Origin of the sequence: Devosia lacusdianchii (genome assembly GCF_022429625.1) — a bacterium.
In the GTDB taxonomy this organism is placed as follows: Bacteria; Pseudomonadota; Alphaproteobacteria; order Rhizobiales; family Devosiaceae; genus Devosia; species Devosia lacusdianchii.
Genome location: NZ_CP092483.1, coordinates 1,581,137 through 1,602,225, shown reverse-complemented (window position 1 = coordinate 1,602,225; position 21,089 = coordinate 1,581,137). Strand labels below are relative to the sequence as shown.

26 protein-coding genes and 1 riboswitch are annotated in these 21,089 nt (G+C 63.2%); of the genes, 9 read left to right on the top strand and 17 right to left on the bottom strand.

The window, feature by feature from the left end; genetic code table 11:
• Positions 1-14: 14 nt before the first annotated feature.
• Positions 15-1,559, top strand: coding sequence for an MDR family MFS transporter (locus tag MF606_RS07670; RefSeq protein ID WP_240233219.1), 1,545 nt, complete (start codon positions 15-17; stop codon positions 1,557-1,559).
• A 155-nt stretch (positions 1,560-1,714) separates the two neighbouring features.
• On the opposite strand, the gene MF606_RS07665 is transcribed toward MF606_RS07670, so the two are convergent.
• The 6 genes from MF606_RS07665 to MF606_RS07640 all read right to left on the bottom strand — a co-directional run bounded on the left by MF606_RS07665 (position 1,715) and on the right by MF606_RS07640 (position 6,032).
• The gene (locus tag MF606_RS07665; protein ID WP_240233218.1) at positions 1,715-2,170 is read right to left on the bottom strand and encodes a MerR family transcriptional regulator; all 456 of its coding nucleotides are present in this window, start codon (positions 2,168-2,170) and stop codon (positions 1,715-1,717) included.
• Positions 2,171-2,194: 24 nt separating this feature from the next.
• Entirely contained in the window at positions 2,195-2,506 is a 312-nt protein-coding gene (locus MF606_RS07660) for an integration host factor subunit alpha (protein WP_240233217.1), read from the bottom strand.
• Positions 2,507-2,769: 263 nt separating this feature from the next.
• Complete coding sequence (locus MF606_RS07655) at positions 2,770-3,747, bottom strand: beta-ketoacyl-ACP synthase III (protein WP_240233216.1); 978 nt, start codon at positions 3,745-3,747, stop codon at positions 2,770-2,772.
• A complete protein-coding gene (gene plsX, locus MF606_RS07650) occupies positions 3,744-4,814 on the bottom strand; it encodes a phosphate acyltransferase PlsX (protein ID WP_240233215.1) in 1,071 nt (356 codons plus the stop codon). The genes MF606_RS07655 and plsX overlap by 4 nt, the downstream gene beginning before the upstream one ends.
• A 145-nt stretch (positions 4,815-4,959) precedes the next feature.
• Complete coding sequence (locus MF606_RS07645; protein ID WP_240233214.1) at positions 4,960-5,508, bottom strand: YceD family protein; 549 nt, start codon at positions 5,506-5,508, stop codon at positions 4,960-4,962.
• Positions 5,505-6,032: a ubiquinol-cytochrome C chaperone family protein gene (locus tag MF606_RS07640; RefSeq protein ID WP_240233213.1), complete on the bottom strand. Its 528-nt coding sequence runs from the start codon at positions 6,030-6,032 to the stop codon at positions 5,505-5,507. The genes MF606_RS07645 and MF606_RS07640 overlap by 4 nt, the downstream gene beginning before the upstream one ends.
• A 168-nt stretch (positions 6,033-6,200) precedes the next feature.
• Between MF606_RS07640 and MF606_RS07635 the strand changes: the two genes are divergently transcribed.
• Positions 6,201-6,650 carry an outer membrane protein assembly factor BamE gene (locus MF606_RS07635; protein WP_240233212.1) on the top strand — a complete coding sequence of 150 codons (450 nt, stop codon included), beginning with the start codon at positions 6,201-6,203 and terminating at the stop codon, positions 6,648-6,650.
• Positions 6,651-6,715: 65 nt separating this feature from the next.
• Positions 6,716-7,102 (top strand): putative immunity protein, encoded by a 387-nt coding sequence (locus MF606_RS07630; RefSeq protein WP_240233211.1) that lies wholly within the window; start codon positions 6,716-6,718, stop codon positions 7,100-7,102.
• Positions 7,103-7,244: 142 nt separating this feature from the next.
• Here MF606_RS07630 and MF606_RS07625 read toward each other — a convergent pair whose 3' ends face one another.
• The 5 genes from MF606_RS07625 to glyA all read right to left on the bottom strand — a co-directional run bounded on the left by MF606_RS07625 (position 7,245) and on the right by glyA (position 12,024).
• Positions 7,245-8,444, bottom strand: a complete 1,200-nt coding sequence (locus MF606_RS07625; protein WP_240233210.1) for an MFS transporter — start codon at positions 8,442-8,444, stop codon at positions 7,245-7,247.
• A gap of 102 nt (positions 8,445-8,546) precedes the next feature.
• Positions 8,547-9,041 carry a transcription antitermination factor NusB gene (gene nusB / locus MF606_RS07620; protein ID WP_240233209.1) on the bottom strand — a complete coding sequence of 165 codons (495 nt, stop codon included), beginning with the start codon at positions 9,039-9,041 and terminating at the stop codon, positions 8,547-8,549.
• Positions 9,042-9,143: 102 nt separating this feature from the next.
• Positions 9,144-10,241: a bifunctional diaminohydroxyphosphoribosylaminopyrimidine deaminase/5-amino-6-(5-phosphoribosylamino)uracil reductase RibD gene (gene ribD / locus MF606_RS07615; protein ID WP_240233208.1), complete on the bottom strand. Its 1,098-nt coding sequence runs from the start codon at positions 10,239-10,241 to the stop codon at positions 9,144-9,146.
• Entirely contained in the window at positions 10,238-10,714 is a 477-nt protein-coding gene (gene nrdR, locus MF606_RS07610) for a transcriptional regulator NrdR (protein WP_240233207.1), read from the bottom strand. Before nrdR ends, ribD begins: the two co-directional genes overlap by 4 nt.
• 8 nt (positions 10,715-10,722) lie before the next feature.
• A complete protein-coding gene (gene glyA, locus MF606_RS07605; protein ID WP_240233206.1) occupies positions 10,723-12,024 on the bottom strand; it encodes a serine hydroxymethyltransferase in 1,302 nt (433 codons plus the stop codon).
• A gap of 132 nt (positions 12,025-12,156) precedes the next feature.
• A riboswitch (ZMP/ZTP riboswitch) is annotated at positions 12,157-12,239 on the bottom strand.
• Between the two features lie 125 nt (positions 12,240-12,364).
• Here glyA and MF606_RS07600 point away from each other — a divergent pair.
• Entirely contained in the window at positions 12,365-12,802 is a 438-nt protein-coding gene (locus MF606_RS07600; RefSeq protein ID WP_240233205.1) for a BA14K family protein, read from the top strand.
• Between the two features lie 62 nt (positions 12,803-12,864).
• On the opposite strand, the gene MF606_RS07595 is transcribed toward MF606_RS07600, so the two are convergent.
• From MF606_RS07595 to MF606_RS07575, 5 genes are all read right to left on the bottom strand, one after another.
• The gene (locus tag MF606_RS07595; protein WP_240233204.1) at positions 12,865-13,179 is read right to left on the bottom strand and encodes an EthD family reductase; all 315 of its coding nucleotides are present in this window, start codon (positions 13,177-13,179) and stop codon (positions 12,865-12,867) included.
• A 162-nt stretch (positions 13,180-13,341) separates the two neighbouring features.
• Positions 13,342-13,542: a DUF6898 family protein gene (locus MF606_RS07590; protein ID WP_240233203.1), complete on the bottom strand. Its 201-nt coding sequence runs from the start codon at positions 13,540-13,542 to the stop codon at positions 13,342-13,344.
• A 78-nt stretch (positions 13,543-13,620) separates the two neighbouring features.
• Positions 13,621-14,895 (bottom strand): L,D-transpeptidase family protein, encoded by a 1,275-nt coding sequence (locus MF606_RS07585; protein ID WP_240233202.1) that lies wholly within the window; start codon positions 14,893-14,895, stop codon positions 13,621-13,623.
• A gap of 247 nt (positions 14,896-15,142) precedes the next feature.
• A complete protein-coding gene (gene ldtR, locus MF606_RS07580) occupies positions 15,143-15,652 on the bottom strand; it encodes a transcriptional regulator LdtR (protein WP_056229202.1) in 510 nt (169 codons plus the stop codon).
• Positions 15,653-15,863: 211 nt separating this feature from the next.
• Positions 15,864-16,271: a hypothetical protein gene (locus tag MF606_RS07575; RefSeq protein WP_240233201.1), complete on the bottom strand. Its 408-nt coding sequence runs from the start codon at positions 16,269-16,271 to the stop codon at positions 15,864-15,866.
• A 128-nt stretch (positions 16,272-16,399) separates the two neighbouring features.
• Between MF606_RS07575 and MF606_RS07570 the strand changes: the two genes are divergently transcribed.
• Positions 16,400-17,131, top strand: a complete 732-nt coding sequence (locus MF606_RS07570; protein WP_240233200.1) for an MmyB family transcriptional regulator — start codon at positions 16,400-16,402, stop codon at positions 17,129-17,131.
• On the opposite strand, the gene MF606_RS07565 is transcribed toward MF606_RS07570, so the two are convergent.
• A complete protein-coding gene (locus tag MF606_RS07565; protein ID WP_240233199.1) occupies positions 17,128-17,517 on the bottom strand; it encodes a DUF6163 family protein in 390 nt (129 codons plus the stop codon). The two genes, MF606_RS07570 and MF606_RS07565, sit on opposite strands and share 4 nt — an antisense overlap.
• Before the next feature lie 95 nt (positions 17,518-17,612).
• Here MF606_RS07565 and hemB point away from each other — a divergent pair, with 95 nt between their 5' ends.
• From hemB to MF606_RS07545, 4 genes are all read left to right on the top strand, one after another.
• Entirely contained in the window at positions 17,613-18,626 is a 1,014-nt protein-coding gene (gene hemB / locus MF606_RS07560) for a porphobilinogen synthase (protein WP_240233198.1), read from the top strand.
• A 59-nt stretch (positions 18,627-18,685) separates the two neighbouring features.
• Complete coding sequence (locus tag MF606_RS07555; protein ID WP_240233197.1) at positions 18,686-19,204, top strand: RDD family protein; 519 nt, start codon at positions 18,686-18,688, stop codon at positions 19,202-19,204.
• A gap of 59 nt (positions 19,205-19,263) precedes the next feature.
• Positions 19,264-19,992, top strand: coding sequence for an arginyltransferase (locus MF606_RS07550; protein WP_240233196.1), 729 nt, complete (start codon positions 19,264-19,266; stop codon positions 19,990-19,992).
• Between the two features lie 95 nt (positions 19,993-20,087).
• The gene (locus MF606_RS07545; RefSeq protein ID WP_240233195.1) at positions 20,088-21,077 is read left to right on the top strand and encodes an endonuclease/exonuclease/phosphatase family protein; all 990 of its coding nucleotides are present in this window, start codon (positions 20,088-20,090) and stop codon (positions 21,075-21,077) included.
• The last annotated feature ends 12 nt before the right edge of the window (positions 21,078-21,089 follow it).

The window sequence follows — 21,089 nt, the reverse complement described above, 5'->3', positions numbered from 1 at the left end:
TTTAGGAATGTGCCATGACCGAGACCACCACTCTTCCCATTTCGCAGCGCCGCAAGATGACGATCTACATCGCGGTACTGGTCGGCATGTTCATGGCCAGCCTCGACATGCAGATCGTGGCGACGGCGCTACCGACCATCGCCGCCGATCTCGGCAAGTTGGAGCTGTTCGGCTGGGTGGGTGCGGCCTACCTGCTGGCGACGGCAGCAGTGACGCCGTTCTACGGCAAGCTGGGGGACCTGTTTGGCCGCAAGCGCGTGTTCATGGTGGCGATTGGGCTATTCGTGGTCGGCTCGCTGGTTTGCGGCATGGCGTGGTCGATGGAAAGCCTGATTGGCGCTCGTGTGCTGCAGGGGCTGGGCGGCGGTGGGCTGATGACGTCGGCTTTCGGCATTCTGGCCGATCTGTTCGAGCCGCGCGAGCGGGCGAAGTACCAGGGCTATAGCTCGGCGGTGTTTACGCTGTCAGGGCTGATTGGGCCGGTGGCCGGTGGGGTGATCAGCCAGGCGATCGGGTGGGAATACATCTTCCTGATCAACCTGCCGATCGGCGTTATCGTCATCGCCGTGCTGGCTTTTGCCATGCCGAATTTTGCCACAGGACGGCAACCCAAGATCGACTATCCGGGCGGATTGCTGCTGGCCGGCGCGGTCACGGCGCTGGTGTTCTGGGCCGAGGAAGCGCTGGGCGGCGGTTATGGCGGGGTGATGGTTTATGTGCTGCCGGTGGTGGTGATCGCGGCGCTGGTGGCATTTGTGCTGGTCGAGCGCCGGGCCACCGAGCCGATGGTGCCGCTGCACCTGTTGAGCAATTCAACCATCGGGCTGGCGCTGGCCATTTCGGTGATTTCGGGTGTGTCAACGCTGGGCATGCTCAACTATTTCGCGCTGTTCCTGCAGACGGTGACCGGCCTGCCGCCTGCATTGGCCGGGCTGCTGTTCCTGCCGTCATCGGTGGGTTCCCTCGTTGCGTCGATCGGCACGGGCTACATCGTGGCACGAACCGGGCGGTACAAGCCGTTTCCGGTGGCGGCCATGGCGCTCGGCATTGCCGTGATGCTGGGTTTTGCAACCGTGCACGCCACGACGCCGCTGTGGGTCATCGGCGTGCTGATGTTCTTCTTCTCGTTCAGCATCGGCATGCAGATGCAGACGCTGATGGTGGCCGTGCAGTCGGCGGCGCCACGCAAGGATGTGGGCGCGGCAACCGGAACGCTGACACTGGCCCGCATGATCGGGGCATCACTGGGCCTGGCGGCTAATGGCGGCATTCTCACCGCCGGGCTGGTGCGGGGGCAGACTGGGATCAGCCCGGAGACGTTGGCGGCTATGCCGGGGCAGATGACCGAGATGACGCCGAGCGCCATTGCCACCCTGCCCGCAGCCTCAGCACAGGAAGTGATCGAGGTGTTCGCCGGGGCGTTTCACATGGTGTTCTATGCCGGCGCGGCGCTGTTTGCCGTGGGGCTGGTGTGTGCGCTGCTGATGAAGAATGTGAAGCTGGAGAGCCATGGCAAGGCGGCGGCGGATAGTGGGGCGCAGCCGGTGATGGCGGAGTAGACTGGACGTTTCACCATCCACAGAGTCCCCGTCGGGCTTGACCCGAGGGCTCTGCACTTGCCGAGCGTCTAAGAAGCACAGGGCCCTCGGGTCAAGCCCGAGGGTGACGGCCGGTGAGAAGACAAGCGCCAAAGCCCAAACAATGGACGGAAGACTCAGTTCTCACGGGCGCGTTCGAGGATGCGTTTGCACTCGAGAAGTTCGCGGAGAACGTCGGAGAGACGATCGCGGGATTCACGGTCGAGGCCGGGGCTGGAGAGCATGACGGCCTCTTCGATCTCCGCTTCGTCGCTGGCGGCTTCAGCCTGCTCAATCATCGGCAGGATATCTTCGAGCGGCTTGCCTTCACCGACGGCGATAACGTAGCGGCTGCCCTGATCCTTGAGGATGCGCTGCACACCCTTGATGGTGAAACCCTGATCGTAGAGCAGGTGGCGGATGCCGCGCAGCAGCAGGACATCCTCGGGCCGGTAATAGCGCCGGCCGCCGCCGCGCTTCAGCGGCTTGATGGTCGAGAATCGGGTCTCCCAGAAGCGCAGGACGTGCTGCGGCAGGTCCAGTTCCTCGGCTGCTTCTGATATCGTCCGGAAGGCGTCTGGCGACTTGTCCACGGAGGCTGAGACTCGCTGGATGCGTTATTTTCCAGCACGAACCATAGATTTGTTGATCTTGGACTTCAACACGTTGGACGGTTTGAACACAAGAACCTGTCGCGGCAGGATGGGAACCTCCTCGCCAGTCTTGGGATTGCGACCGATACGCTCGTTTTTCGAGCGAACCTGGAACGAGCCGAATGAGGATAGCTTGACGTTGGCCCCGGCGATCAGCGCGTCGCCGATGAGCTCCAGAACGCGTTCGACCAATTCGGCCGATTCGGTTCTCGATAGGCCAACCGTTCCATAGACCGCCTCGGCGAGATCAGCCCGTGTTACCGTCTTTTGCGTCATTCGCACCCCCGTGTTGTCGAAAGGCCGAAATTCCTAAGCCGGGGCGATCGAGTCCGCCCTGATCAAAATTAGCGCCAGCACGACCAGAGAGGTCGAGCTATACCGCAGGAATCCTTCCTTCGATCAGCGATACCAGACCGTCACAAATCCCCTCGCGCGGCTGATTTCTACGCTGTGTCCTCCACCCGGGGCGGAGACTAACGCCTTGAAACGGTTGAGGTCAATGCGCTGGAGCACTTGTTTACTGCTCCGACACAAGGTCGTCACCAGCGAATAAGCGAGGCGCCCCAGGTAAAGCCGCCGCCCATGGCCTCGAGCATCACCAGGTCGCCCCGCTTGATGCGGCCATCGGCCACGGCGGCGCTCAGGGCGAGCGGCACCGAGGCGGCGGAGGTATTGGCGTGCAGGTCGACGGTCATGACGACCTTTTCGGGCGGCAGACCAAGCTTGTTGCCGGCGCCTTCGATAATGCGCTTGTTGGCCTGGTGCGGCACGAACCAGTCGAGGTCATCGACGGTGTAGCCGGACTTATCGAGCGTCGCGTAGACCACGTCGGTGATCTTGCCGACCGCATGGCGGAACACTTCGGGGCCCTGCATGTGCACATGGCCGGTGGTGCCGGTGGTCGACGGACCGCCATCGACATAGAGCTTTTGCCAATGATGGCCATCTGAGCGCAAAGCCGAGGCGAGGACGCCCTGCTCGGGCGCGTCATCGGCGAGCTCGACCTTTTCCATGACCACGGCGCCGGCGCCGTCGCCAAACAGCACGCAGGTGGTGCGGTCGGTCCAGTCGAGCAGGCGCGAGAAGGTCTCGGCGCCGATGACCAGCGCACGATTGGCGAGACCGTTCTTGATGTAGCTGTCGGCCGTGACAACGCCATAGACAAAGCCGGAGCACACCGCCTGGATGTCAAACGCCATGCCGTGATGCATGCCCAGCTTCATCTGGACCAGGGTCGCGGCGGCGGGGAAGGTGTAGTCAGGAGTCGTGGTGGCGACAACGATCAGGTCGATGTCATCAGGGGTGACGCCGGCGGCGGCCATGGCCTTCTTCGCCGCTTCCACAGCGAGATCGGACGTGAATTGGCCCTCGGCCGCGATGTGCCGTTCCTTGATGCCGACGCGCTGCTGGATCCACTCGTCGGACGTATCGACCATGGTTGCCAGTTCGGCGTTGGTGAGGACCTTTTCAGGGAGATAACCGCCGACACCGCGGATGATTGAACGCGTCTTGGTCACGCCGGTTTCGCCTCGGGTTCTGATTCAGGGGCGGCTTCTACCGCCTTGATGGGAAAGCGTTTCATGGTATCGCCGATCTTGGCGATCAGGTCGCTGCGGGCCATTTCATAGGCCAGGCTGAGAGCGCTCTTGTAACCGATTTCGTCGGTGCCGCCATGCGATTTGATGACGATGCCGTTTAGGCCCATGAATACGCCGCCATTGACGGTGCGCGGGTCCATCTTGCGGCGCAGGGCATTGAGGGCCGAGGTGGCGAACAGCGCGCCGATGCGGCTCATCAGATTGGACTTGAGGGCGCTGCGCAGGTAGGAGCCAACCTGGCGGGCGGTGCCTTCGGCAGTCTTGAGCGCGATATTGCCGACAAAGCCCTCGGTGACGACGACGTCGACCGTGCCCTTGCCTATGTCGTCGCCTTCGACGAAGCCATGATAGGTGAAGCCCGAGCCGCTGGCCTCGGTGAGGATGCGGCCGGCCTCCTTGATCGATTCGAGGCCCTTGACCTCTTCGGTGCCGACATTGAGCAGGCCAACGGTGGGCGCTTCATCGTCGAAGAGGCAGCGGGCCAGGGCGGAGCCGAGAATGGCGTAGTCGACAAGCTGCTGGGCGTCGGCGCCAATGGTGGCGCCCATATCGAGCACGATGATGTCGCTGCGCAGGGTCGGCCAGATGGCGGCGATGCCGGGCCGGGCAATGCCTTCCATGGGTCGAAGGCAGAAGGTGGCCATGGCCATGAGGGCGCCGGTATTGCCGCCCGAGACGGCGACATCGGCCTCGCCATCTTTGACGGCCTGGATGGCCATCCACATCGAGGATGTGCCCCTGCCCTTGCGCAAAGCCTGGCTGGGCTTTTCGTCCATGGCAATCACCGCTTCGCAGTGTCGGACGGTCGAAGCCGGTTTCAGGGCCGGAAATTCTTCAAGCAGCGGAGCAATCTGCTCCTGGCGGCCATGGAAGATGAAGCGAGTGTTCTTGCGTTCCTTGAGGGCCAGATGGGCGCCGTGGATGACTGCCCGGGGCGCGTTATCGCCCCCCATGGCGTCCACTGATATCGTTATTGTATCGGTCATTTCAGCCCGTTCTGCGCCCCAAAGAAGGGGGCGAGCAAACATATCTCATCGGGGAGTCGGTGCAACCCCCGGTCACGAGGACAATAGCGTCATATGACACCCGCCGACGCGCAGATGCCATCATGGTTAGGAGAGATTGTGGCCATCAGGCGCCTGAATCACCCGGCTTCTTGAGGCGCGCGAGACCGGCGAAGGGACCGGAATCCTCACCGTCCTTGTTGAGGCCCAAGGAATCGAGGCTTTCACCCGGCTGGCGCGGATAGGGATCGATGGCCAGGGCCAGCGTCTCCACCAGCAGCGCGCTGAGATCGACCTCTGGTCCGTCGATATGGTCGGGGAAATCGTCGTCCTCAAGGTCGACGAAGACCTCCGAACCCGGCGTCGGCTTGTGCGCGTGCGCCTCGGGCAGGAAAACCCGATCGACGGCCTCATCAATGTCCTGCGTCACCGGCTCGAACGTTACGACGGAAGGCTGGACGATGCGGGCGACCAGCCTGCCCTGCGCGCGGATGCCGCCGCGCAGCGGGACGATGGTCATGGTGGCGTCGAAACTGTCGATGGCGGTGAGCTTGAGCGATTCTGCCAGGGCAGCGCGGGTCGGTTCGTCGAGCGAAACCTTGAGATCGCGACCGGTCGCCGGCAGGCGATCGATACGGATGATGGCTTCGAAAAGCGGCGCTTCGGAAAAACTCACGCGGCTGCCTCGAAGTCGATGGCGCCACCCGTAATGGTTTCGGCGGGCTGTGCCGTAAGGGCCCGGTCCTCGGCGAGCAGATACTGAGCCAAGGCGGTCACGTGCGGGCCGGTCGTTCCATCGAAGATATTGCGCGACAGCACGCCTTCGAGCGCTGCAGAATCATTGCGGTCCATGGCCTCGTTGAGCGCTGCAAGCAGGCCGAAGAAGATATTGCCCATCTTCTGGATCTTCTTGGGAACGCCCAGATCGCCCACGCCCATCTCACGGAGGGAGCGATCCATATCCTTGAAGAAGAGGTCGAACACGGCCTGGCTGAAATCCTTGCGCGCACCGCTTTCGGCGCGAAGGCGGCGGAACAGCAGCGCCATATGCAGGCTGATCATGTCGAAACGGCCGGTCACCGTGTCCGGAACCAGCCAATCGGCATAGAAGCGGGGTTGCCGGGATTGCGCCACAATAGCGCTATAAACGGCGTAAACCGGTTCGGTAGCGGTATTCTTGCGGAACAGGTTGAAGATCATGGGGTTGCGCTCAACATCGTGGTCAGCCTGACGGGCCGGTAAAATGGTCCATCGGACCATTGCCAGCTTGCCAGACGGACAAGTTGGCAGCTACACATTCCGGCGGCCACAAAGGCCGCCGCCTTGTTGTCGTGCCTATAGTCGAGAGCCATCGGGAAAGTCAAATTCATGCCCCTGCGTACCGTTTCGCGTTCAGTCGCGCCATTTGCCGCCGCCGCCATGCTGGCGCTGCTGCTGGCCGCCTGCACGAGCAGCAACTCGCTGATCAGTTCCCGCACGCAGGGCTACGAAATCTCCGATAGCGCGCAGGCCCAGATTCGCAACGGCCAGAGCCAGGACCTGGTGACGCTGGTGCTGGGTTCGCCGCAGTCGACCAATACGTTCGGCGACCAGACCGCATGGTATTATGTCGAGACCAAGGTGCGCCAGACGGCGTTCGGCATGACCATGATCGACTCGCGTACGGTGCTTGCCGTGTATTTCGACAAGAACAAGAAGGTCTCGGACAAGGCCGTATACACGCTGCAGGACGGCAAGACCGTGGCCATCGAAACGCGCCGCACGCCGTCGTTCGGCGAGGACCGTACGTTCATCGACCAGATTTTGCAGTCGTTCTAAGGCTGCGCATTTTCGGTTTTGAAGGCCCCGGAATACCGGGGCCTTTTGCATTCTGGAGGCAGGTTTTGCACAACAACAGCCAGGAGCATCGCACGCTCGCCCTGTGGGCCGCCGATTGCGCGGAGCGGGTCTTACCCTTGTTCGAAGCAACGCAGCGCGGGGATAACCGTCCGCGGGCGGCCATTGCGGCAGGGCGAGCCTGGGCGCGTGGGGAGATGGCGATGACCGAGGCGCGGCAATTCGCCCTGGCCGCGCACGCGGCTGCACGCGAGGCAGGTACGGAAGCGGCGCGACAGGCGGCGCGGGCGGCGGGCCATGCCGCGGCGACGGCGCATGTGCCGACCCACGCTCCGCATGCGGCGACCTATGCGGTCAAAGCTGTCGTCGCGGAGGGTGGCGATGCGGTGGCGGAAGAGGCGTGGCAGGATGAGCGGGCGCCGGCTGTGGGTTGAGTGCCGGAGTTCCCACCGCGTCATTCCTGCGAAAGCGGACATCTCTTGCAGGGGGATTCCCGCTTTCGCGGGAATGACGTCGTGGACGGGGGACGCGTGGTGGTGGACGCCGCGAAGACCGTAAGGTCGCCGCGGACCAGTGCTACGCGACGGCCGGGCGGCGGAAGCTGCCCCAGGCCAGCAGCACGATGGTCACGGCAGCGAGCGGGATGGCCAGGATGTTGATCGACTGCCAGCCGATCAGTTGCAGCAGCAGGCCCGAGCCGATCGAGGCAATGGCGGTGGAACCGAACACGACCTGCTCGTTGATAGCCTGCACACGGCCGGCCTCTTCGGGACGGTAGGCGCTGGTCAGCATGGCGGTTGAACCGATGAAGCCGAAGTTCCAGCCCAGGCCGAGCAGGATCAGCGTCACGGTGAAATGGCCCACGGTGATGCCGTTGAGCGCGATGATGGCGCACAGAATGATCAGCAACAGGCCGATGGCGGTGACCAGGTGCGCGCCAATGCGGCGGATGATGGCGCCGGTGACGAAGCTGGGGGCAAACATGGCCACCACATGCCACTGGATGGCGCCGCTGGCGGCATCGGGCGAGTGGCCGCAGAAGTGGACCATGGCAAGCGGCGCGGCAACCATGATGAGCGTCATCAGCGCATAGGTGACCGAGGCGCCCAGCATGGGCAGGAAAATCTCGGGCTGCCGCAGCAGTTCACGCAGCGGCCGCCCCTGCCCGGCCTGGCCATCTGCGGCCACTGTCGGCGCAAGACGGGTTTGCGAGAGAACGGCGACTGACAGTGCCGACAGCACCACGATGGCGAGAAAGCTGGCGGCGTATTCCGAACCCGGGATCCAGTTGCGGGTTATGGCGCTGAGTTGCGGGCCGAAGAAGCCGGCGGCAACGCCGCCGAACAGCACCCAGGAGATGGCGCGACTCTTTAGGTCCGGCGCCACACTATCGGCTGCGGCGAAGCGCACCTGCTGCACGAAGGCGCCGGAGGCGCCGACGAGGAAGGTGCCCAGCGAATAGATGTAAAAGTTGGCGAGGATGACGCCGAGGGCGGCCAGCAGCGCGGCGGGAATTGCCAGCGCCGAGCCGAGCATAAGGCCACGGGTGCGGCCGAGGCGGTAGATCAGCCGGGTCGCCGTGGTGGTGGCCAGCGCCAGGCCGATAATCATGGCCGTGACCGGCAGGGTCGCCATGGCCGGATCGGGAGAAAAGGACACCGCAGCCAGCGCGCCGACGGTCATGACAATGGACGAGTTCGAACCGCCTAGCGCCTGTACGGCGGAGAGCAGGCCGATATTGCGTACGGATTGGCCGCGGGACGGGAACTCGGTCATGACGACACCCAGATTTGAACCACAATCAAACTAGACGGTACAGTACTGGTTCGTCAACAGGGATATTTGCTGGAGAATCGAGAGCCAGGGCTACGCCCTACTCTACCTGGTTTCGGTGAGGTCGGAGCCGGCTTCGCGGGCGATAGCGTCGAGCGCGGCATTGACGAGGCCGGACGCGTCGTCTTCGTAGAACGCCTTGGCGACATCGACATATTCTGTGATGACGACGCGCGGCGGGATGTCCTTGCGGCGCAGCAGTTCGAACGCCGCCGCACGCAGAATGGCGCGGAGCGTGGCATCGACGCGCTCGACTGGCCAGCCTTCGGCGAGAGCGCGATCGACTGCCGGATCGATGGCAAGCTGGTGCTTGGCGACGCCGGTGACGATCTGGCGGAAGAAATCGGCGTCGGCAGGCAGGTATTGCTCGCCTTCGATCTCTCGGCCGAGGTGGAAGGCGCCGAACTGCGCCAGCGTATCCTCGAGCGTCGCGCGGCCGATATCCATCTGATAAAGCGCCTGAACCGCCGCAAGGCGGGCGGCGCCGCGCTGGTTGGCGGGTCGGTCGGCCTGGGGATCGCGTTTGGGGGCATCAGCCATGGTGGTCACTCTAATATGGGCCGGGGCGGGTGACCACGGTCGGCAAGCGCCAAGTCCATAGTCGTCCCGCGCGGGAACTTCAATACAATAGGGGCAGAGCGGCTATGCAGGCCGCCGGTAGAGGGTGAGCACGTCCTCGCCCAGCGCCTGCTGGTCACCGGGGACAAGACCGACCGCATCAAGCACCCGCTCGATAGCGCCATCGGGACTGGCGGCGATGCCGGTGTCGCCGATGGTGACCGGGCTGGTGATGAGGGCGAAGCGATCGACGAGGTCGGCTTCGAGCAGCGCCGCCGTGAGGCGGGGACCGGGCTCGACCAGCACATTCTGCATGCCGCGATCGCCGAGCGCGGTGAGCGCCTTGCCAAGATCGGGACGATCCTTGGCGCCGGCAATCCGGATGGTTTCGACCGAGGCCGGCGCGTCGATCGTTGAACCGGTTTCGGCAATGATTGCAGTGCGATAGCCGGAGAAGCCACCAATCAGATTCACCTGGCGATCGATGCCGGTGCGGCCGGCGAGGACGACGCGCAGCGGTGTGCGCGACTGCAGGCCCGGCAGGCGGATGGTGAGGTGCGGATCGTCGCTGCGGGCGGTGCCGGAGCCGATCAGGATGGCGTCGGAACGGGCCCGCATGGTGTCGAGCCAATTGTGGGCAGCGGCGGTGCCGAGATCTGCCCTGCCCCCGTCGCGACGGCCGATCATGCCATCGGCGGAGACGATGAGGCAGGCGGTCACCAGCGGACGGCCGAGGCTCGCGCGCGTCGAATGGCCGGCGTGCAGCGCGATCGAGGGCGCGTGATTGGCCAGCACGACTTCCACGCCCGCGGATTCGAGGCGCTTGATGCTTTCGCCGGCATGGCGGGGGTCGCCATCAGCAGCGCCGATGACCACGCGCATGACGCCGGAGCGCACGATGGCATCGACGCAGGGCGGGGTGCGGCTCCAGTGGTGACACGGCTCGAGCGTGAGGTAGAGCGTGTTGCCGGCGGCGTCGAAACCCGCCGCACCGAGCACTTGCGCCTCGGCATGGGGGCGACCGCCTTTCGCGGTGACGGCGCGGGCAATCAGCGATTGGTTCGAGGCATTGACCAGGAGGGCGGCGACGGTCGGATTGTCAGCGGTGGTGCCGAGGAAGGGCATAGCGTAGCGCGCCGCGGCATCAAGCCAGCGCAGGTCTTCTGAGGTGGCGGTGGTCAATCGTCTTCGCGCAGGGTGCCCTGCCCCTCGGCCAGCTCGGCCAGGAAATTGCGGAAGTCGTCGGCCGCCGAGAAGTTCTTGTAAACCGAAGCGAAACGGACGAAGGCCACGTCGTCGAGGCCTTTTAGGCCGTCCATGACGTATTCTCCGATCTGGTCGGAGGTGACTTCGACATCGCCCAGGCTTTCGAGCTGGCGGACGATGCCCGAGATCATGCGCTCGATGCGGTCGGGTTCAACCGAGCGCTTGCGCAGGGCGGTGTAGACGGAGCGGGCGAGCTTTTCGCGATCGAAGGGGACCTTGCGGCCGCTCTTCTTGACGACGGTCAGGTCGCGGAGCTGCACCCGCTCGAAAGTGGTGAAGCGACCGCCGCATCCATTACAGACGCGGCGGCGACGAATGGCGCCGGAATCCTCGGTCGGCCGGCTGTCCTTGACCTGCGTATCGTCATTTCCGCAATAGGGACAGCGCATGAGGAACCTTACTGGCCGTAGATCGGAAAGCGGTCGGTCAAGGTCTTCACCTTGGCGCGAACCTGCGCCTCGACCATGCTGTTGTTCTCCTCGCCGTTTTCCTTGAGTCCGTCGAGCACTTCGATGATCAGCTCGCCGATGAGCTGGAACTCGGCCAGGCCGAAGCCGCGCGAGGTGCCGGCCGGGGTGCCCAGGCGCACGCCCGAGGTGATGGCGGGCTTCTCCGGATCGAAGGGCACGGCGTTCTTGTTGCAGGTGATGTGAGCGCGTTCGAGCGCCTTTTCGGTCGCCTTGCCGGTCAGGCCCTTGGGGCGCAGATCAACGAGCATCAGGTGATTGTCGGTGCCGCCGCTGACAATGTCGACGCCGCCCTTGACCAGGGTTTCGGCCAGGATATGCGCATTGGCGACAACCTGACGGGCATAGGCCTTGAACTCAGGCTGCAGGGCTTCCTTGAAGGCCACGGCCTTGGCGGCGATGACATGCATCAGCGGGCCGCCCTGGATGCCTGGGAAGATCGCCGAGTTGATCTTCTTGGCGATGTCCTCGTCATTGGTGAGGATGAGGCCACCGCGCGGGCCGCGCAGGGTCTTGTGGGTCGTGGTGGTCGCGACATGTGCATGCGGGAACGGGCTGGGGTAGACACCGCCAGCAACGAGACCGGCCACATGGGCCATGTCGACGAAAAGGATGGCGCCGACTTCATCGGCAATGGCGCGGAACTCCGCCCAGTCCATGACGCGCGAATAGGCCGAGAAGCCGGCAACGATCATCTTGGGCTTGTGCTCGCGGGCGAGCTGGCGGACCTGGTCCATGTCGACGCGGCCGTCCTGCTTGCGCAGGCCGTACTGGATGGCGTTGAACCACTTGCCGGACTGGTTGGGCTTGGCGCCATGGGTCAGGTGACCGCCGGCATCAAGCGACATGCCGAGGATGGTATCGCCGGGCTGAATCAGCGCCTGATAGACGCCCTGATTGGCCTGCGACCCCGAATTGGGCTGCACATTGGCGAACTCGACGCCGAAGAGCTGCTTGGCGCGCTCGATAGCGAGCGTTTCGGCCACGTCGACGAATTGGCAGCCGCCATAGTAGCGGCGGCCCGGGTAGCCCTCGGCGTATTTGTTGGTGAGGACGGAACCCTGCGCCTCGAGCACCGCCTGGGAAACGATGTTTTCCGAGGCAATCAGCTCGATCTCGTTCTGCTGGCGGTCGAGCTCGTTGCGGATGGCCGCGGCCAGTTCCGGATCCGTGTCGCCGACGGCGTTGGAGAAGAATTGCGGAAAGAGCGGGAGTGACGTGGCGGCGCTCATGGGACAATTACCTCGCAAGGAACGAAACGGGTCGGCGTGGATGTGGCCTTATCACGTCGCAACATGCGATTCCAAGGCCGGCATAGGTGAGCTGGGTAGTGAATTGGACTCATGGGGGCTCCCCGAATTGCGGATGGATGCCCAGGCGAGCGGCTCTTCAAGGTTCGCGTTCCCCGATGGTTCCCCATCTCTTCTCGCCAGTCGCGCGAACGGCAGAGTTATGCCGCAGAAGGAGCGAGATGGGAAGGGACAAAGGGACGCAACCAGTGCCCTGCCCTGCGCATTAAGCACAACAGACCGGCTCTTTCTTCCGGCCGCGGGCGGCATTGGAGAGACAGAAATGAACAAGAAACTCGCAGGAATCACGGCGGCAGTCCTGTCAGGCCTGCTGGTCGTCTCAAGCATTGCGCCAGCGCAGGCGCAGGTCATCCAGTTCGGCTACAGCGAGCGCGACCGCGTGATCCGTACCTATTGCGACCGCTACCCCAACGACTATGACTGCGGCGGCTATTATGGCGGCAACTGGAGCAGTGGTGATTACGACCGGTTCTATCGTCGCAATCGCAGCGGTCTCGACTCGGTGGCATCAGGCATTTTCGGCTTCACCTTCGGTGCCATCCTCGGCAGCGCATTGGCGAATTCCGGCGGTGACCGGGTGATCCGGCGCTCGTATGGCAGCAGCCATGTCGATGCATGCTACGCGCGGTATCGCTCCTACGACGAGCGGACGGATACGTTCCTCGGCTATGACGGGTATCGGCACCGCTGCAATCTGTAGCGGGAGCGGCTAAGGCGTTGCCGGAGCGCGGTAATTTCGCTCCGGCCGACACGCCGAAGCGTCTACCCCTCAACGACTTCGCTGATCTGCACGATCGGAGCGATGTCCGTATAGTTGGCAACGTCGGCACTGATCTCGGCGCGGTGGGGAGCCAGCGCGGCCTCGAATATCGCCACACTCGGCGAATAAACGTGACATGCCGCAACGAACCCTGGTGCGCTGCCGGGTTCGCGGCCCGCAATGCCCTTGTCGATCTCGTAGCGCAGGCAGGCATCGCCGAGCCTTTCCTGAAGCAGCGGCATGTGGCGGGTGCGGTAGTAGTCGTGATCGAATTTCGAGCCGCCAGCGGCCGGATAGTAGACACTCATCTTGATCATAGTCGGGCTCCTGAGCGCCTCTGCGAGCGAAGGTCCGACTCATTGAAGCGCAGCCGGAATTTGGCTGAGGCGAGCCGACGAGAGCAAGGCCGTTTGGCGGTCCTTTGGACCCCCGCGCCGCTCGGCAATGGCGGGTTCGACCAAAGCAGCAATACTTCGTGCCTAGAATAACCGGAGCGGCGTTTCTGGTGCCGCGGCGGCAAGCTTCTTACGGAGCTTGGCCAATGCCATCTGCTGCATCTGGATTTTGGTGGCGCTGACCGGCGTGATGACCACGACTTCGGTGCCGGAATCGGCATCGATGGCGGCGACGCGCATCTGTTGACCGACCTGGACGAATTCGAAATAGACCTCACCCGCCATGGCGCGCCCTCCTCGGCGAACAGTAACGGATTCTCGGATCAAACAAAAACGCCCTCCGATGGGAGGGCGTTGAACTTATCAGGCGGCGGTTTCCTCGAAGGTCACCTTGCCCTGCTCGTCAAACTTATAGACGTCGTCGCGGAAGCTGACGGTACCCTGGCGGTTGGCCCAGGCGGTGATGTAGGTGGTGTGGATCGGGACGCGGCCCTGGCATTCCACATCCAGACGCTGCAGCGACTCGAAGGTCATATCGACCTTCTGCTGGTCCCAATCACCATTATCGCGCAGCAGCCAGTTGACCAACTGGTTGACGCCGTCGACGCGGACGCAGCCCGAGGAGTGGAAGCGGGCATTCTCGCCGAACAGTGCCTTGGTCGGGGTGTCGTGCAGGTAGCAATCGTAGGGGTTGTAGAAGTTGATCTTGCAATGGCCCATCGAGTTGGCCGCGCCAGGCTCCTGGCGGTACATATAGCCCACTTCGGTATCGGTGATGTTGGCCCAGTTGATCGACTGCGGATCGACCTTGTTGCCCGCCCCATCGTAGATGAAAATGTTCTGTTCAGTCAGATAGTTGGGGTTCTCCATCATGTACTTGGTCAGGTCCTGACGGACCAGCGACTTGGGCACATGCCAGTAGGGGTTGAAGTTGATCTGGCTGATCTTGCTGGCCATAATCGGGGTGGCGCGTTCGACGCGGCCCACCACGGCGGTATGGCGCTGCTCAACCATTCCGTCATTCACCGCCTCGATGGTGGCGGCCGGAATATTAACCACCACGTAGCGCGGGCTAAGGTTGGCGGCCATGGTCTGGACGCGCTGGGCATTGAGATAAAGCTGATTGAGACGGGTCTGGGCCGGCACGTTCATGGCGTACCAGGTGGCTTCGTCGACCTGGCCATTGAGGACTAGGCCGTGACGCGCCTGGAAGGTGCGGACGCCGCGATCGGTATCGGCATCGAACAAGTCGTTGACGTTCTCGACCATGGGCATGTCGCCGGACGAAATCAGGCGGCGCTTGAGCTGGATAACGGCCTGCTTGGAATGGCCGAGCAGTAGACCATAGGCTTCCTGCGGGACTTCTTCCCATCCGCCGGCAGCCACGAAGGGCTCGTACTGCGAAATGGCGAGCTGGAGGTTGTAGGCGGTATCGAACGACAGAATGGGTTCGTTGGTGGCGATCAACGCCTCGGCGGCGACACTATTGCCGCCCTGGTCCGCATCACGGAGCACGCGATTGCGCGCGAACATATCCCAGATGGATTCACCTTCCTGCCCGAGAGCCGCTGCTGGCAGGGCCGCGCTTGCGCCGGCGAGGGCCATGGAGCGGAGGAGAGAACGTCGATTCAGCCGCATTAAGTCACCCGAAAAATGTCACCGCCGAAGCAGAGCCGGTTTTTACCATCGCGTCCCATAGCTCACAACGCGGTCAAGCGAGTGTGAAGCTTTTAGACTTTGGGAACCATGAATACGCGGGAAATGGTTTCAAACCACGTAACAAGGCCATTCGCCCCGGTTTGCGGCACAAATAAGAACGCCGGCCCCAGGGACCGGCGTTTGCTTAGAGGTGTGGCATGGCGGCAACAGATACGTGTTGCAGGCCTTAGAGCTTGTAGAGGATCTGATCGACCCAGAAGCGCTCCAGGCGTGCGAGGGCCTTGTTGAGGCCGTCGAATTCGTCGTCGCCCAGCCCGCCGACCTTGTCGATGGACTTGAGGTGGCGGTCATAGAGCTCGTCGATCACTTCGGCTACTTCCTCGCCTTTCGGGGTCAGCTTGATGCGGACCGAGCGGCGATCGGAACGTGAGCGTTCCTGGAAGATGTAGCCGGTTTCAACCAGCTTCTTGAGATTGTAGGAGACGTTGGAGCCGAGATAGTAGCCGCGGGAGCGGAGCTCGCCGGCGGTCAGCTCTGCGTCGCCAATGTTGAACATCAGCAGGGCTTGGACCGGGTTGATATCATCCCACCCCATGCGGTCGAACTCATCCTTGATGAGATCAAGCAGGCGGCGGTGAAGACGCTCGACCCGGGAAACAGCTTCCAGATAAAGCGGCTTCAGGCTCTGCGGACGTTCCGGGACCATTGCCTCGGCTGCGTTGGATTTGATTGCCATTTGTGCCTCACTGTTTTGCAGTCTGTGCGATTTTTCGCATCTCATGAGGCCAAACTACGGCGCCCCAACTAAGATCGCCCTAAGCAGCGTGATTAAAAGCATCTTACTGGAATGCAATGAGAATTTGGCTTTATTCTTCGTTACACCGGTATAGAAAATTGTAACCTTACGAGGGTGTGAAGGGCGGCCGAGGCCGTCCTTCCGCGGCAGGTCATGCGAGCAAGGCGCGGGCGCCGATCAGCTTGATCACACCAACGCCCGCAACCGCGACAGCCTGCGCTGCAATCAGGGCGAAGCCCAGTGGCGTGATGGTATCGGCATAAGCGAGCAGCAGCGCGACGCTGCCCACCACCCAACCGACGTCCACGACAAGATGTACGGCGAAGGCTGCGCCGCCGACGCTGGCGGCGCGGGCCGTCCACAGGTTGTAGGCGGACCAGGGAATGAGGATTAGGCCGACCAGCAGCAGGAAGGTGGTGGGCATCGGCCAGCCGGCCAGCGCAGTCAGCGGGCCGGCCATGGCCGCGACCGCCACACCCATGGCAAACGAGACAGCCGCATCGAGCCAGTAGACGGCACGCGGGTGGAGGCGGGGAAGGGTTTGAACCTGGGTCGTCATGGCGTTTCTCCGTGGTCGGGTTGTTGATGGCCCCAGATTGCCGCCACGACGTCATGGTCTCAATTACGTGGTAGGTAATGGAATGCGCGACCGGTCAGGTACATGATTGGACGAAATCGGAGATCATCATGTTCAGTACGATGTTGAGGGAATGGCGCGGGCTGCGCGGAATGAGCCAGCTCGACTTGGCGCTGAGTGCCGACGTATCGACACGGCACCTGTCGTTCATCGAATCCGAGCGGGCCAAGCCGAGCGCGGAAATGGTGTTGCGGCTGGCCGAAGCGCTGGACCTGCCCCTGCGCGAACGCAACGCCATGCTGGGCGCGGCGGGCTTTGCACCGCAGTTCGGCGACAGTGACTGGCACAGCGAGCAGATGGCCGAAGTGCGGCGGGCGGCGGCGCTGCTGCTGAAGGCGCATGAGCCCTACCCTGCCCTGGTGCTCGACATGGCGTTCAACATTCTCGATGCCAGCCCGGCAGCCATGGCGATGGTGGGGGCGCAGCCGGAGGATTTGGGAACCATCAACCTGGTGGATTACGTCTACCAGCCCGGTCCGGTGCGGGATTCGATCCTCAATTGGGTGGATGTGGCCGAGTACCTGCTGCATCGCATGCGCGAAGGCGTGCGGCGCCATGGGCCGCAATCGGCGATGGGCGCGGTGTTGCGCCGGGCTATGGCGCAGCCGGGCGCCTCGGAGCTATCGACGGTGCGCAGCCATTGGCGTGGCGCGGTGCTGCTGCCGCTTGAGTTCAGCATGGGCGGGCAAACGACGCGCTGGTTCACCACGGTCACCAGCTTCGGCGCGCCGCAGGATGCATTGGCGGAGGAGATCACGATCGAGCAGTTCCATCCGGCCTAATCGGCGGCGCGGGCGCGGCTCGAGCGGATGCTTAGTATGAAGATGATGAGGATGGAGACCAGCAGCACGAGCCGGACGGCGAAGCCGAAGGCCGACATGCGCACATCGGTATTGCCCAGCAGGTAGAGCAAAAGCTCGACGCCAGTGGCGCCCACGAGCAGTACGGCGCCCCAGCTGGCCTTGATCCACAGGCCGACAGCGGCAAACAGTCGGGCGAGCGCGAAGATGGCCAGGTAGACGAAGCCGGTCATACCCATGGTCGCGATGGGGCTGACGGGGCCGAGATTGACGCCAAGCAGGCGCGCCGCATCGTTGAGGCCCAACAGCAAGCTAATGATGGCGACGACACGAATGTAGATACTGATCGACTGGGCATTGAAATCCATGGCGGTTTTCTAGCCCTCCATGGCGGATGCGACAAGCCGGAGCTTGGACGGGCGGTTTGGCCCTGATATTGAACCGGCCAAGACAGGAGACGGCAATGTCCGACGATTGGCAGAAGCATGACATGGATTTTCTCGGCGGGCGGCGGCTGCGCCGGACGCGACGGACGGCATGGAGCCGGGCCATGGTACGCGAGACCGTGCTGACTCCATCGGACCTGATCTGGCCGCTGTTCGTGATCGACGGCCACAATGAGAAGACGCAGATCCGCACCATGCCGGGTGTCGACCGGCTCAGTGTCGATCTGTGCGTCGAAGCTGCGCGGGCAGCGCGGGATGCGGGGATACCGGCGCTGGCGCTGTTCCCCAATACGCCGGACTACCTGCGCAGCGAGAATGGTGCGGAGGCTTACAATCCGGACAATCTGATGTGCCGCGCGCTGAGCGCGATCAAGAGCGCGGTGCCGGAAATCGGGCTGATCGCCGATGTGGCGCTGGATGAGTATTCCTCCGACGGCCAGGATGGGCTGGTGCGCGACGGGGAAATCCTCAACGACGAGACCATCGCGGCGATGATCCGCTCGGCGCTGGTGCAGGCCAAGGCCGGCGCCGATATTATCGCGCCGTCGGATATGATGGATGGCCGGGTCGGCGCCATTCGCGAGGCGCTGGATGGTGAGGTGCACGAGCAGGTGCAGATCATGGCCTATGCGGCCAAGTATGCGTCCTACTATTACGGGCCATTCCGCGAGGCCGTGGGGTCGGGCAGCCGGCTCAAGGGCGACAAGCGGACTTACCAGATGGACTATGCCAATTCCGACGAAGCCATGCGCGAAATCGCGCAAGACATCGAGGAAGGCGCTGACAGCGTGATGGTCAAGCCCGGCCTGCCCTATCTCGATATCGTGCGGCGGGCGCGGGACAATTTCAACATTCCCATCTACGCCTACCAGGTGAGCGGCGAGTTCGCGATGATCGAGATGGCGGCGGCGGCCGGTGCGATCGATCGCAAAGGGGCAATCCTGGAAAGCCTTCACGCCTTCAAGCGCGCCGGGGCCAATGGCGTTCTGACCTATTTTGCGCTGGAGGTGGCCCGGGAGCTGGGCCGGTAGGTCACTTTTGTGTGCCCTACCCTCTTGCACCGCGCCCCATCCATTACAATGTTTCGGTCATGAGCCAGACCGAGACCATTCGCCCCAGCCTGCCCGACCCTGCCACCGCCCCCGAATTGTTCGAGGGTGTGCTGACCCGGCGGGTGCTTGCGTTCTTCATCGACCTGTTCGTCATGGGGCTGATGGTCCTGGCCTTTGCCTTCGTCGGGTTGCTTGCAGGCTTCCTGACCTTCGGGCTGGCCTGGCTGGCGCTGGTCTTCGTCGTCCCGGCCACGATCGTGCTCTACTATGGCGCGACGCTGGGCTCGGCCAAGCGGGCTACGCTGGGGATGCAGGCCATGGACCTGGTGCTGACCCCGACTCGCGGGCAGCCACTGGATGGCTGGATGGCATTCATCCACGCCGGCGTGTTCTGGCTGACGACCTGGATTTCCTGGCCACTGTCACTCCTCTTCGCGCTGTTCACCCCGCGCCGGCAGATGATCCACGACCTGATCACCGGCACCCTGATGCTGCGCCGCTCGCCGATGGTGCGCCATTGGCAGAGCCATTCGGCGCGGACCAGCCAAGCCTACTGAGACGTTGCCCGCGGTGATTGGGGGGAGTACATTCCCCTGATTGTTCGCAAGGGTCTTCGATGACCGACCAGACGCCCGAAACCACCCAGCTCTTCCTGACGGCCGCGATGCCGTGCCCGTACCTACCGGGAAAGCAGGAGCGGAAGCTCTTTACCCACCTGACCGGGCGGCGAGCGTCGAGTCTGCACCATCTGCTGAGCGAAAACGGTTTCCGCCGCAGCCAGAATCTCATTTATCGCCCCGCCTGCGAGGGCTGCAATGCCTGCCAGTCGGTGCGCATCGTGGCGCGGGAATTCGAGCCATCGGGGCGTTATCGCCGCGTGCAGGGCAAGAATGACGACCTGGTTGTCGCCGTGCGCCCGACCACCGCGACGAGCGAACAATACGACCTGTTCAAGCGCTACCTCGAATCCCGGCATGCCGGTGGCGGCATGAACCAGATGAGCTTCGTCGACTATGAGTACATGGTCGAGGATACGCCGGTGCAATCGGTGCTGGTGGAGTATCGCCTGCGGGACGATCCGGAGCAGCGGCTTGTCGCGGTGGCGCTGACCGACGTGATGCCCGACGGTCTGTCGATGGTGTACTCGTTCTACGACCCCGACATGGCGCAGCGAAGCCTGGGCACCTTCCTCATCCTCGACCATATCGCACAAGTTCGCTCGGCCGGGCTCAACTACGTGTATCTGGGTTACTGGGTGAAGGATTCCCCGAAGATGGCCTACAAGGCACAGTTCCGCCCATTGCAGGTGCAGCGCGGTACGCTGGGCTGGTGCCTGCTGGACTGATCCGGTCCGCGCAGGTTTTCGGTTTGCCGGCGCCATCATTGGGCCATAAGTGTCGGTGAGATCGCATCGTCGTTCCCGCCGCCCGGATTATTCTCATGTCATTTCTGTTGAAGCTGGTCCGGCTTGGGCTGGTGCTTGGCGCTCTGGGCGTCGCGACACTGTCGATGCTGGCGCTGTTCGGCTTTGCCGTGCCCGAACTCGACCTGCTCAATCATGCGCAGATTTTCCTGTTGCCGGGCACGCTGATCGGTCTGGCCATTATGGCGATTGCGCTGCGCGGACGCCGGCGCAGTTTTGCGATGATCTATGCCCTGGTCGGCGTTGCCGCGTCTGCCAATGTGATGGTGCCCGAATTCGTGGGTTCCATGCAGCAGCGGCCCGCCGCGCCGGATACCGGCACCGTCACAATGATGACGCACAACCTTTTTGGCATGAATTACGAGATGGAGAAGGTCGAGGCGGCGATTCTGGCCGAGCAGCCCGATATCATCGTGTTCCAGGAGTATTTCGGCGAGCAGGCGACGGAATTGCATCCGCTGCTGCTGGCGGAGTATCCGTTTTTCGTGCGCTGCCGGGGCGGCAAGCGCGCCAATCTGGGGCTCTATTCGCGCTTGCCATTCGAGCAGGTGCAGGATGGAGCGTGCCCGAACAATGCCTATGGCACGACACGGACGGCACACATCCTGGCGACGTTCCAGTCGCCGAACGGTAAGCCGTTCTCGGTGGTAACGACGCATATCGATTGGCCGATTCCCGTGCAGCGGCAGCGCGACCAGCTCAGCGCACTTTCCGCGCTGGTCGACAGCATCGAGGGGCCGGTGATCCTCGCCGGGGATTTCAATTCGACCCCGTGGTCGTATTCGCTGCGGGATTTCGTGGCTCGGACCGGGCTGGTCCGGCAGACGATGAACCTGCTGACCTATCCGATGAGCTGGTACTACCTGAGAGCCTGGCGCGAGACGATCCCGTTCCTGCCGCTGGACCATGTGATGACGCGAGGCGGCATCGTGGTGCATGAGCTGCATGCGGGGCGACCGACGGCGAGTGACCATCTGCCGGTGGTGTTTACGTTTTCGGTGGAGTGAAGGACCGATGCT